At 64.8% G+C, this 13,341-nt stretch carries 6 protein-coding genes; all 6 read left to right on the forward strand.

Annotation, left to right across the window (positions count from 1 at the left end):
• The first annotated feature begins 17 nt into the window (after window positions 1-17).
• From WJ438_RS26055 to WJ438_RS26080, 6 genes are read left to right on the forward strand one after another with little or no spacing between them, the layout of a single operon-like run.
• A complete protein-coding gene (locus WJ438_RS26055) occupies window positions 18-2,072 on the forward strand; it encodes a hypothetical protein (protein ID WP_406727387.1) in 2,055 nt (684 codons plus the stop codon).
• Window positions 2,069-3,049: a hypothetical protein gene (locus WJ438_RS26060; protein ID WP_406727388.1), complete on the forward strand. Its 981-nt coding sequence runs from the start codon at window positions 2,069-2,071 to the stop codon at window positions 3,047-3,049. The genes WJ438_RS26055 and WJ438_RS26060 overlap by 4 nt, the downstream gene beginning before the upstream one ends.
• A complete protein-coding gene (locus WJ438_RS26065; RefSeq protein WP_406727389.1) occupies window positions 3,046-8,514 on the forward strand; it encodes a DEAD/DEAH box helicase in 5,469 nt (1,822 codons plus the stop codon). Before WJ438_RS26060 ends, WJ438_RS26065 begins: the two co-directional genes overlap by 4 nt.
• Window positions 8,514-10,265: a hypothetical protein gene (locus tag WJ438_RS26070; RefSeq protein ID WP_406727390.1), complete on the forward strand. Its 1,752-nt coding sequence runs from the start codon at window positions 8,514-8,516 to the stop codon at window positions 10,263-10,265. The genes WJ438_RS26065 and WJ438_RS26070 overlap by 1 nt, the downstream gene beginning before the upstream one ends.
• Window positions 10,262-11,482, forward strand: a complete 1,221-nt coding sequence (locus WJ438_RS26075) for a hypothetical protein (protein WP_406727391.1) — start codon at window positions 10,262-10,264, stop codon at window positions 11,480-11,482. Before WJ438_RS26070 ends, WJ438_RS26075 begins: the two co-directional genes overlap by 4 nt.
• A complete protein-coding gene (locus WJ438_RS26080; RefSeq protein WP_406727392.1) occupies window positions 11,479-13,239 on the forward strand; it encodes an Hsp70 family protein in 1,761 nt (586 codons plus the stop codon). The genes WJ438_RS26075 and WJ438_RS26080 overlap by 4 nt, the downstream gene beginning before the upstream one ends.
• The last annotated feature ends 102 nt before the right edge of the window (window positions 13,240-13,341 follow it).

Genomic DNA, 13,341 nt, shown 5'->3' on the forward strand with positions numbered 1-13,341 from the left:
ACCTCTTTGGGGACAGAGTGGATCATTCCTATGAGACCTGGCAGTTGGTGCTGGCTGAAGAGTTCTTCGGCCAGCACCAGGCAGGTCACCCGACGCTGTTCTACGTCGACGACGACGTAGAACAGGAACTTAGGCGCAGCTACGGGATCGAGGAGCCGCTCGCTGAGTGCGTGCGCAGGTTCCTGCGGCTGGGGACCGCGGAGCCGTACAGCGCCTTGGAGGACTACCGATGGCGCAAACGGCGGCAGGATAAGGCGGCTGACCCAGCCGTTCTGCCGCTCCTGGCCTGCACGGTGCTGGCCGCGAGCCGAATGGTCAATGACCGGAATCACCGGGCTACCGCGTACCACGCACGCTTCTCCGAGCTTCTGACCGGAGACGAGGGCGTCCTTGGCAGCCAGCACTACGAGCCGATCGCCCGTATGTGGCAAGCACTGGCGTCCTGGCAACTTAGCCACAGAGGCACGCGCGGGATCTGCACGATTCCGGCCCCGAACGACCTGCCGTCCAACCGCAGCCTGATCGGATTCGCTCAGTCCCAGGCCCTGGTCAGTGGCGCGGACCGCTCCCTGATGCCGAAGATCTTCCAGGCGCTGCGGAACTACACGGCTACATGGCCGTTGCCGGGAGAGACGCTGCTGGCCGCGCTGGAGATCCGTGGATGGGAACAGCGCTTCTCGGCGGGCTTCCGGAATGCTCTCGCGGAAGCGGAGTTCCGTCCGCTCCTCTCCAAGTTGATCGGGAACTATGCGGCATCCTGGGATGGCTCGGACGAACTGGTGCCCTCCGGTGTTGCTCGCGCGGAACTTCTGGTGCGCCTGGACGCGGGTCGTCTTAGTTGGGCTGCCCGCCTCCAGGCGGCTGAGCAGGAGTCCCGCATCGAGCTCGAGGATGATGTTGTTCTCGAGCAGCTGGGGGATACCGCCTACTACTCGGTGACGGGCCTCCCCGCTCCCGACGCGCGTCGGCTGATCAGCGGCGTCCGAGTCGCTGGAGACCAGGTCGTGCTCAGCCGGCCCTCCACGCCCGTTCTGGTGCTCGCCCGGGATGATGTGCTCGGAGTTTGGGCGAGCACGGATAGCTTCCGGCCCAGCGAAGCGCATGTGGTGCTCGCGGCTCCAGAAGCCCAGAGGGACGTGCAGCGGCTCCTGGACAAGGCCGCTTCCTTGGGGAGGGCCGCTGCTAGCGGCAAGCTGGCATGGGTGCCGCAGAACTGGACCATGCATCGGCCTGTCACCTTTGACGATGCGATCAGCCTTCGCAAGGCACTCCAGGAGGTACAGGGAGTCGTTGGCCTCCTGCAGCCGCCTGCCCAATTCAAGCTGCGCCTTGAGGGCGGCCTGAAGCTCGCGCCATCGCTTGACCCCTACCTTTACCTGTGCGGCGGTGAGCCGCACGTAGTCCTCCCGGACACCGTAGACGGCACTCTGCTAGTCGACGGCAGGGAGTGCCCGGAGCTTGAGAGGACTGTCAGGGCGGGTCTGCCAGTACCGTTGCCGGTTCTCCGGCTTGGACCGGGACGTCACACGGTGAGCTTCGCCGGCGTGGAGATGAGCTTCACGACCGCTGAGTCTGCGGTAGTTGAGTCGGCGAGGCCCAAGGTGTGCGGTTTTCCGGTTACCGATAGCCGAGCCGCAGCATGGCCTTCGGTTCTGGACGAAGCCGCCCAGTCGGCAGCCGTGACCGGCGCTGACTGCACCGGCGCCGTGGCCCAGCAGATGACAGCACACGTCGAGCTGTGTCGGCGCGATTCGGACGAGGTGCTCTTCGCCGCAACTGACGGCCGCTTGTGGACGTTGGACACCCCCGATATGCCGGCCTGGTGGGCCGAAGTTCTTCCGGGTACCCCGGCTCCCCTCCGGTTCGAGGCGACGTTCCACAGTGTGGGCGGCTGGCTTCTGGAGCGCCGGAGTGGCCGCTGGAGGGGACACCCGGTGAACCCGGCAACGCCGAGGCCGAAGAGTGCTGGCAACCCGAGGGCCTGGGCCAGGGCTGTTCTTGCCGCCCAACAGGCGTCCACTGATCCTTCGTGGATGGAGTACGTGCAGGCTGCAAAGGAACTGGAGCGATGAGCGGCAACGAGATCGGCGGAGTTCTCCTGCGGTGGCTGAGTGAGAGCCGCAGTGGCAGGGCATCCGCGCTGCGTGACGGCGTGCGCAGCCAGGCCCAGGCGTGGGGCCGGGAGCTGAGGGAGTACGCCGACTGGGACTGGATGCGTGGCGCCATGGCCCTTGGATTCATCGACGTGGATCTCAGGGCAGACCGGTGGTCGGTCGCTCCGCTCGTCCTGACGCGGCTACCGCACGCAGACGGACTCGCGCTGCTGACTGGTGCGCGGACCACTGAGACGCAAGCGCGGATCGAGGCAGCGGCGCAGGAGTGGATGGAGCTGATCTCCGTCCCCCATCAGTCTGTGGCTGGAGAGGTGCCGCTTCCGGACACCCTCCTCCTGCAGTACGAGGATCTGCGGAGTCTTGAGAAGACTGCACATCTTCTCGAGGCTCGCTTTGTGCCTTGTGCTGCCACGCAGCTGACCGAGCTGTTGCCGAAGGCGTCCCTGGGGGCTGAAGCGGCACCGCCCGGCGGCAGCACAATGAACACGCTTGAGAAGTACGAGATGCGCCTCCAGCGCTTCGAACCGGTCGAGTCGTATGACGAGGACGGGCTGTACCGCTGGCGGGGAGCCGACTATGTGAGGCTCGTTCGGCTTCGGCATAACGGTGTCTTCTATGCGACGGAACGTGAGACAGGGCTCTACTTGGAGCTCGAGCGCCACCGAACCAGCGCCATGCGCTGGAGGTCAGAAGCAGGCAAGGGCCGCTCTGGCGTTGGACAGCTCTTCGTTGACCGCTACGCGCCACTTCCCGCGCTGCATCAGCGTACGGCTGTTCTCTGCAGTGGAATTTCGCCCGTGACAGCTAGGAAAGCCCGGACCCAGACGTACACCAACGTGCCCCGTGCCGTGGCTGAGGCGCTGGCCTCATCCCTGCAGCAGCACCTGGAGATCATGCCGCAGCTGGCAGCGGTCGCGAGAGGAATGGCCAAGTGAGCACCGCGCCGCAGGATGTAGTGGAAGACCTCGGCCACCCCGACGTCATGGGCACGTTCGATGACCTGCGAAGCGCCCTCTTCCGTTATTACGACACGCCGTTCGGCGTAGACGACAGCTCCGTGATGCAGGAGCGGCGCGACCTGCTGGACCGGGACAAGGGCGCCTGGAGGGAGCCGCTCATCGAGCTGCGCCCGCAGTATGCCTCCAGGGGCATCAGCATCGCGGACTCGTTCGACGAGGCCGGAGCAGACCCCGACGCCGCCGAGTTTGCTCAGTTCACGCTGCCGGACGGCGTCACGAGCCTCTACCAGCATCAGCACGATGCCCTTGTCGCCGCCTGCCAGGGCCAGGACTTCGTGGTGACCGCTGGTACCGGTTCCGGCAAGACGGAGTCATTCCTTCTGCCGGTCCTAGCCGACTTGGTCAGAGAATCGGCAGGATGGAAGGGAGCCCGTGCGGAGCAGCCCGAGTGGTGGCACGGCGATAGGGAATTCGTGCCGAGCCGGCGCGGGGAGCACGGCCATCCCGCAGCCATGCGAGCCATGATCCTCTATCCCACGAACGCGCTTGCGGATGACCAGCTCGTCCGGCTTCGTAGGGCCCTGGACAGCAACGGCGCCCGCGAATGGCTGGACCGTAAGCGAGGAGGCCACCGGTTCTACTTCGGGCGATACACAGGGGCCACCCCCATTGCCGGCAGCAGCGACTCGCGGACCAAGCTCAGCCGGCTGAGGGAGTACCTGCGCCAGATGCACGACAGGCAGCGCCGGGCTCACGAAAAGGTGGGCGAGGACCTGCGGTCTTTCATCCCGCATCTCGGCGGAGCGGAAATGCATACCCGCTGGGACATGCAGGCCGCGCCGCCCGACATCCTGATCACCAACTATTCGATGCTGAACATCATGCTGCTCCGCAAGCAGGAGGAGCAGATTTTCGCCGCTACCCGAGAGTGGCTGGACAGTACCCCAGGCGCACGCTTCACCCTGATTCTCGACGAGCTTCACATGTACCGCGGCACGGCCGGCACGGAGGTGGCGTATCTCCTGAGGAATCTCCGGCATCACCTCGGTCTTGACAAGGCTCCGGAGAAGTTCCGCGTGCTCGCCGCCTCGGCATCGCTGGAAGCAGGGAGGGACGACGACTTCCTGGACGGCTTCTTCGCGCTGCCCCGTTCCCGGCGGGTGATCATCCCTGGGCGCGTCAAGGAGATCTACGGTGAGACAGACCTGGCACCCCATGCGACGCTTCTCGCCCAGGCGGCTGATCGGCCGATTTCCCCCGATGAGGCGACCACGCTGGCGGACTTCACCAGTCTCGGTCCCGCCTTCCATCACGCGCTCGCTCCGAAGGGCCAGCCTCGGGCGCTGTCTGCGCCTGAACTGGCGCGGCGGCTGTTCCCGGACGCACCAGACGAGCAGAGCAGGAAGTCCCTCCACGGGGCGTTGCGCGTACTGGGCGCTGCGCGGGGATCGGAACTTCCGCAGCTTCGCGCCCATTTCTTCTTCCGGAACATTGGGGGCATCTGGGCCTGCTCTGACCCGAAGTGCCCCGACACCCCCGTTGAGGTGGGCCCCGAACGCCGCGTTGGGCGGCTCTTCTCCGAGCCGACCTCCCGCTGCAGGTGCGGGGCTCGAGTGCTGGAATTGCTCTATTGCCAGACTTGCGGTGATCTCATGCTTGGCGGCTACGCCAGCCCTAAGGACACCAGGGAGCGCAAGTTCACGGGCGCCCTCCACACAGATTTCCCGGATCTCGATCTGCTGCCTGACGAGGTGAGTGGGGTTCCTACCGCGGCGAACTACGTCGTGTACTGGCCGTGCCCCAAGAGCTCCGCCCTTGAAGACGAAGGCTGCTGGACGGCGAATCTGTCCAACAGCGGGCAGAAGGTCGACTTCGAGTTCCGGCGCAGCGTCTACCAGCCTGCTACCGGCCGCCTGGAGAACCGGGATGTCGACTACACTGGTTGGTCCTTTCACATCTCTGTCCCGGTAGACAAGGAGACGAAGAAGCCGACCATAGACCCGGCTGTCCTGCGGCCCTTCCCTACCCGGTGCCCGGCCTGCGGCGACGACTGGGAGATCAAGAAGGACAGAGACGGCCGCTGGATACCGCTGGAATCACCTGACCGGCTGCGCAACGCGCCTGTGCGCCGCATGCGGACGGGCTTCGACAAGATAAATCAGGTATTGGTGACCGAGGCGCTCGCCCACCTGCCTGCAGATCAGCGCAAGGCCATCGCGTTCTCCGACAGCCGGGACGATGCTTCCGAGCTCGCCAGCGGCCTCGCTCTGCGTCATTATCAGGACCTGCTGCGCCTGTTGAGCGCGCAGGCCGTCCGGCAGCAGGGTGATCCGTTCGGCGACCTTCAGTTGGTGAAGGCGTTCTACGCTCGGGAAACAGACGATCGTGAAGGCGCCCGTGCCGCTATGGCCCGGCTGCGTGACCGGCATCCGGCTGACTGGGGCCGACTGAAGGCCATCCTCGCCGACGATCTTGACGCCGAGCCGGAACTGTTGCCTGACCTGGAGCGGAAGTTCGCCAGCTTGCCCTCACTGGACGACTTGGCGTCTGATCTTGAGGGCATGCTGCTGAAGTTCGGGACCAATCCCGGAGGACCGGCTGCTTCCATCCAGAAGACGTCTGCCGGACAGCCGTGGACCGCTCTCTACAACTGGAAGAGAGACAGGGAGGCTATAGCGGAGACCCAGGCTCAGCAGAATCTACTCACTGAGATCCGCAGGCGTCTCCAGACGGAGGCAGTCAACGGCTTGTTCTCCAGCGCTGGACGCGACTTCGAGTCCTTGGGGCTTGGCTGGCTGTGCCTGCGCGACGACCGGTCGCCGGTTGAACTCAGCACCGGCAACGACCTCGCCGTGGCGCGCGCGAGCCTGCGGATCCTCGGCCAGATGCGCCGCTTCTTCACGGTGCGCGCGTCTCTGCAGAACCCGCCGCTGCCCTTGAAGCGCTTCTGGGTGAAGATCGCCGAACGGGAAGACACAGATCTGGAGACGGTCAAGGACCGGGTGCACAGCGTCTGGAAGGACGCCGTCGTTGAGTACCTGATCAACCCCGAAAAGGTTGCTCTTCGTCCTGGCGTCGGCAAGGCTTGGACGTGCACCACCTGCCGTCGTGCACACCTTCACCCCGGTACCGGGCTGTGCACCAAATGCCTGGCTGAACTGCCGGGCCAGCCTCAGGAGTACGGCGGTGCGCTCGACAACGACTACTATGCCTGGAAGGCCGAAAACGGCACAGGCGGCTTCGCGCTGCGCACCGCCGAACTGACCGGCCAGACCGACCGTCTGGAGGCCCAGCGTCGTCAGAGCGTGTTCCAGGACGTCTTCCTTGGCGAGGAGGACGTGCCTGAGGCGGACAGCCTGGAGCTGCTCTCGGTCACCACCACTATGGAGGCCGGCGTCGACATTGGTCCTCTGAACGCCGTTGTCATGGCCAACATGCCGCCTACTCGCTTCAACTACCAGCAGCGAGTCGGCCGCGCCGGCCGCCGGAACAGTCCCGTCGCTGTCGCGCTCACCGTGTGCCGCGGGCGTAGTCATGACGAGCACTACTTCGAGCGTCCTGAGGCCATCACCAATGACCCGACGCCCCAGCCCTACCTGGCCCTTGGCATGGTCTCGGTTTTCCGCCGGGTTCTGCTGGGCGAGGTGCTGCGCCAGGCTTTCGATGCCCTGCCGCAGTCGAAGGGCAAGAGCACGCCGGACATGACGAACAACGTGCACGGTCAGTTCGGACTTGCCGCTGACTGGCCGCAGCACCGGGACGCCATCTCACGATGGATCGCGGATAACCCTGACCGCATCAGGGTTGCCGCGGCCGCCCTCCAGGCAAGCACTCCGGTGAACATTGCCAGCATCGACCCTGTGGCCACCGTTACCCAGCTGCTCGGCCAGGTCAATGAAGCGGCAGAGCGGACGGTAGGACACGCCGACCTCAGCCAGCGGCTGGCCGAGGCTGGTCTTCTCCCGATGTTCGGATTCCCGACCAGGTCGCGCCTGCTCTACCAGAGCGTGCCGACCAATTCTTTCCCATGGCCGCCTGCCGACTCCATCAACCGAGACCTGGCCGTGGCCCTCAGCAAGTTCGCACCGGGCAGTGAGACTCTGCAGGACGGACGCATGCTCCGCTCCATCGGTGTTGTCGCCCTGACGCCCGGCAGCCGCCGTGTGATTGCGGCCGAGGACCCCTTCGGGCCAGAACGGCTGGTCGCCATGTGCAGGATCTGCTCCCACGTGGACCCGCAGGCCGTCATCACGGCTGAGGACGAAAGTACAGGTCTCTGCCCCGCCTGCGGGGCGGATGACAAGCACTACAAGACTGTGCCATTCCGGGAGCCTGCTGGTTTCCGCGCTGCGTCCGAAGCGCGGGACTATGACGGCACGCGTGAGATGGCCTCGAACGCCACCAGTGCCCGAACCGCTGCGGACCTGGAGAACACTGCCCCGCGCGTCTCCAGGGCCACCGATGACTGGATGGTGGTGCATGCCGGCAGCGGAGAGCGGTACATCGTCAACACCAATGGGGGCAAGCTGTTCCGCTTCCGTAAGAGCCCGGGGCCGTGGCGTGGTTATACCGCGCTCGACAGCCCAAAGGCCGATGCGGACCTTGAGATCGCTCTCGGTGCTACACAGCACACTGACATGCTGTTCATCGGAGCCAAGGGATCCGTCGACGAGAAGCGGGGCCTCCGCTTCGACATCGCACGTTCCAAGCAGTCTGATGGCTTCGACGACGCCTACCACGGGCGGCGCGCTGCCTGGTACTCCCTGGCTGCTCTGCTGCGCCGCGCCGCCGCACCACATCTGGATGTGCAGCCGGAGGAACTCATAAGCGGCATTCATGGTTCGGACGCCCCGGTTGCTGCCCCGGTCATGGCCTACCTGGCGGACTCGCTCGATAACGGAGCAGGCTTCAGCACGTTCCTCGGTTCGGAAGGCCATATCGAGGAATTCCTCGGAGCCGTGGACCAGTACGTGAACTACCTGCAGGCAGACGGCCATCACGTGGAGAACTGCCGCAGCTCCTGCTACGCTTGCCTGCGCGACTACACCGACATGCGTCTGCATCCGCTGTACGACTGGCGGCTCTCCCGGGACCTCACCGATGCGCTGCGTGGCCGCAAGCTGCAGCTTGACCTGGACCAGCACAGCGCACTTCTGAAGGGCTGGACAGACGAGGACGACGCGGTCACACTCACCGTTACGGCGTCTGGACCGGTGGCACTCTTCACGTCCCAGTTCACCGGCGAGCCCATCGCTGTCGCAGTCAAGCATCCGCTGGAATCGGCCGCCGAGGACTGGGAGAACGAGCGCCTGCGAGCGCTGCGTGAAGAAGTTCTTTCCGTCGGCCTGGCCGAGAAGACTGCGTTCGTGGACTCCTACTGCCTCGACCGGACTCCTGCTGCGGTGATTGAACAGGTCCGGGGCTTTGCGGAGGACTTCTGATGACGATGGATTTCTCAGCGGGCACGGGATCCCGGCCGGAGCAGGACGACCAAGCGCGTCTGGAAGAGCTCCGGCAACGCGAAATCGCCCGCCGACTTGCCCTCCGGGAGGCCCGGGTCGGGGGTAAGACCGAGGCTGTCCCTGTTCCTGCGACTGCGGGCGGGAGCTCTGCAACGTTCGCAGTGATCCCGAAGCAAGCGGAGCAGCTCTCGGCGACCCCGCGGCTCCCTGAGGGGTTTGCCACCGAGGAGGCTTGGGAGCTCGCCAAATCCTTCGCGGAGTCCGCGTGCCCGGACGTGCTGAAGGCTGAAGGACCCGAGCTGTCCGCGCGCCGCCTCGCTCAAGCCGCGGTGGAGACGGCCGCTGCGGATAACGACCCGGTCGCCGGGGTCACTGTGCTGGCGCTGGCACACGATCACGGCCTGCAGGTGTTCAACGAAAAGCTCAGCAGCCGCGCCCAGGCACTGCTGCAGGACAATCCGCTTCCCCTTCCCGGGGAGCCGGGGACGCTTTGGCAGATCTACCAGGATGACCGGCGGATTCCGGTGGAAAATCTGCCTGCGTCCAGGCAGAAGGCACTGCTGGCGACGCTCCCGCGCCCGCTCCTCGACGACTACATCGATGAAGAGTGGATCGGCGCTGCACCCGACCACGAAGGCACCGTGCGATCGGCCTACTTCCGGGCCCGCCTGGATCCGGCCTCGCTCACTGACGAGGAGATGGACCTGCTTGCCTGGACGCTGGAACGTGAGCGCAGGGAAGCTGGTCCGGAAACCGAGCCTGGCCGAGCCTGGCCGCCGGACTGGCGCCTTTTGGTGCGGCTGCAGGCGAACGATGCCACTGCCATCGACGAGGGTTGGTCCGACCTGTTGCCTCCGACGCGGAAGCTGCTGGAGCTGCTGCGGAATGTGAGAAGAACCGGCCAGGCGCCCGACGAGCTGGTCGCAGACCTGCAACTGTGGCCGTTGCTGGAGCGTGTCAGCCCGGTGGTGTGGAGCAAGAGCAACAAGAGGTTCAACAACTGGATCGCTGTCCGGATCATGATGCGAGCGGTGAGGCAGATGAACCTTGCCAGACTCCGCGGAGATGAGGACACCGCCGCTAGGCGCAGGGAAGCGGCCCTGGCTGTCGCCAAGAACCTCCAGCACCAGTCGCAGTCGGCACGTTGGGAAGCTCAGAACGTGCGAGCCTATTTGCTGGCTGGCTCTGACACGGTGGAGGCCCAGGAGTTCCTGCGACAGGACGCGGAAGGCCGCCCGCCAGCGCAGCAGCAACTGAGCTCCGCGATCACGAGCACACTCCGCAGAAACCAGCGTTTCCTGGAGAGCCGCAAAACAACGGAACTCGACCAGCCTCTCAACCCTTACCTTTCGCTGGGTGTGCCGGACGGCGCGGAGGACTGGAAGAAGGCCTGGCGTACCCTGCGTAGGCAACTTGACGAGACCGGGCGTGTTCAGGTGAACCGGGTCAAGGACATGATTGAGGCAGCCGAGCGAGTTCACATGGAGCAGCCGTCACGCTTTACCCTGCCTCTTGCTCCTCACCGATGGGGCACGCCAAGCGGTGTGAGCCACCGGCTGGACCTCCCTCCTGAGCTCCTGCAACGGCTGACGGACCCATCGTCGGATGGTGACCGTGAGTGGTCTCGGGTAGAGGCAGCTCGCGAAATAATCACGTTGGCGGCAGAACGCCTTTCCCCGGTTGCTGAGCACACCGCAGCCCTTGAAATCTCAGAGAGCAGTACATCGTGAGCAACGGAGTGAACGAAGGCGTCAGCGGCGGTTCCGAGAACCGACGGTCAAGCCGCGCAGGCCAGGAACGTGGTCCGAATCGTGGAAGCGTAAGGAAACGCGGTGAGGTCCGGGCTGCGGAGAAGCAGCCCTGGAAATACAGCGACAGCGGGGTCCCCAGGTTCGAACCCGAGTCGCTTGACGCAGCCGCAATTCTGAAGTCTGTCAACGAGACGCTTCTTCCGGTGGTGGAGAAGCAGCTTGAGGACGCAGCTGAGCGTCTGCGAGACACCATCGCGGACACGAACACAGATACGGTCTCCGACCTCGGCGGCGTCTTCCGAACGGAGCTTCTCCGCCGTGTGCTGCCTCAGTTCACCGAAGCGGTGCGCAGTGGGGTGATGGAGGGCATCAGGACGCGACAGATGCACTTGGCGCAGCTAGCCGTGATTCATCGCCAGGTGCTCGAGGCCAAGTCGATGAGGGTCGCAGTGACTCGCATTGACCACGAACTCGCTCGTGCAGGCCTGAAGATCGTCGAAAGCACAGATGACCCGTCATTGTTCAATGTCCTGGAAGAGGAAGACGGTGCTCTTCGCGGTGACTCGGTTACGTATGAGCTCTTGGTGCCGGCGTACGTGGACAGCGAGTCTGGAAAGGTCGTTGAGCGTGGTTGGCTCCGGGCTGTTCCCGCACAAGAGTCCCCGAAGCTAACGCCGGACAGCATGAAGCCGGGGCAGAAGCGCCGCGCGAAGCAAACGGAAGCGGCAAGGGCGCAGGGCAAGACATCCAAGAAATCTTCAGGGACTGCGCCTCGGGACAGGGGCACCACCCCGAAGGCTGGCCAGAGGGAGGGGGAGCACCACCGGGGTCAGAGTCGCGGTGTGGAGGGGAAAACCTCGGCAGATCCCTCAAGGGAGAGCCGGGCGCATCTCCAAGGGCAGTGGGAGGCAAGTTCTTCCCAACCCATGGCTCCGCGAGCCGTCAGTCAATCCGACAGGCGCGGCCGAACTGCTGACCCGAAGGAGATGAAAGAACCGCGTCGGGAGAAGCGAAGTGTGACGGAGCCTTCGCCTCGCCGCGACCAGTCCGCGCACACGGGGAAGGAAGACGCATCTGGCGGAGCGGCTGGGGCGCAGCACACAGCCCCAGGTGGCAGCACTCCTGAGAAGAACGGCTACAAGCAGAAGTTGCGCGCTACGGCCAGTCGGCAGATCACCCAGAGAGGTACACGATGAGTTTCGGTATCGACTTCGGCACGAGTAACTCCGTAGTCGCCCGCTGGAACGGGCACACCACCGAAGTGGTGCCGATCGACGGCGGCAATGTGCCCGCCCAGTGGCGGCAGCCGGAGTTTGAGCAGCTCTTTCCCTCGGTGCTCTCCGTCCGTGACCTCCAGCGGACGCTGTGCTTCGGCTGGGACGCGAAGACCGGCACCAGTGAGCCGCTCGATGCGGTGAAGCGCATGCTTGGCACGCGCTCTGGTGCTGCGCAGAGTGGTGCTTTCGATGACTTGGATGCCGCCGAACAACTCGAGGAGCACCATGTCTGGGTCGGTCCTGAGAAGTTCCACAGCACAGTGGCGGCCGCCTCGCTCTTCAGCCGGATGAAGGAGGGAGTTTCCGCCCAGTTGCTCGACCTGGCCGACGCGGTAGTAACCGTGCCGGCCAAGGCGACCGGCGGAGCCCGCTATAGGACGCGCGCAGCCGCCGCGCTGGGCAGCGTGAGGGTCAGGGCACTGCTCAACGAGCCGACTGCTGCCGCGATCTCGTATGCTCATGACGTTCCGATTCCTGGCCGGTTCCTCGTCTTCGACTGGGGTGGTGGAACGATCGACGTCACTGTTCTTGAATACGAGGACGGCCTTTTTGAGGAGCAGACCTCTCGGGGCATCACTGCGCTCGGCGGGCTGGAGTTCGACAACGCGCTGGCCCAGCTGATCCAGCAGAAAATCGGCCTGTCCGCCGCCAGCCTGACCAAGCGCGAGCGCCGCAGATGGCGTAGGGCTGTGGAGCTAACGAAGATCGCTCTGTCCTCCGTGCCAGCGGATGGTGCTTTGGTCTTCGATCTACCAGTTGGACTGGCACCAGCCATCTCTGACCGCCAGGTCAAGGTAACGGCAGCCGAGTACACCGAAGCGATTACTCCGCTCATCACGCGGGCCATGGAGCCGGTCCAGCAGGCGCTCGAAGACCTGGCAATTACTCCCGGTGCGATTGACTCGGTCCTGATGATCGGCGGCACTTCTCAGATCCCACAGGTGCGCCATGCCCTGGGGGAGCTGCTTGGCCACGATCGCATTGTCGACAGCGGCCTGTGCCGTCCGATGACGGCAGTCGCGCGTGGTGCCGCGATCTACGCTGCTTCGCTGGACGGAGAACTTGGGGACGACAGCGATTTCTCTCTGGTCACAAGCTATGACCTGGGCACTGCCGTGAGTGCTGGGGAACAGAAGGGCTTCCGGGCCATCATCCACCGCAACGCCACGCTGCCGGCGGAAGGCACAGCCAACTTTTACCCCGACAGGCCTGGGGCAACATCAGTCCTCGCGCCTGTGATCGAGGGCGAGGTCGGCTATCCCGCAGACAGTGACCGCGCCTTCCCACTGGCGACTATCGAGGTCCCGCTCCCCAGCAGGGAACAGGACATCAGACAAAGCAAGATCGAGATCAAGTTCCGCTACAACGAGAGTGGGATCCTGCGCTTCACAGCCACTCATGCGGCGACGGGCAAGGTGCTCGCGGAGAAGGAGATCGATTCCTTCGGCCCGGACGGCACGCCGCTTCAGCAAGGGCTCGACGATGAGCTGACTCGGCTGCTGGCCCACACCGTTCGCCCGTTCGCGGACGTATCCTCCAGCGTCCGGCATAAGTCAGCGGCCGAGACGGCCAATGCCCGTTCTGCGCCGATTGACGTATCGATCCGTGTGGTGGAAGTCGATCCCGCGGTATCAGTCAATGGAGAGCCGCAGGGTGTGGTGACGCGCGGGCTCTGAGCGCGCTGCCTGGTGTGGGGGCGGGGACAGCGGTTTCCGCCCCCACACAGCTCAGAACCTTTCTCGAAACCAGATAGCGGGAAGGGCGTTTGAACTGGTGTT

The sequence above is a fragment of the Streptomyces sp. GD-15H genome, from assembly GCF_045291515.1.
In the GTDB taxonomy this organism is placed as follows: domain Bacteria; phylum Actinomycetota; class Actinomycetes; order Streptomycetales; family Streptomycetaceae; genus Streptomyces.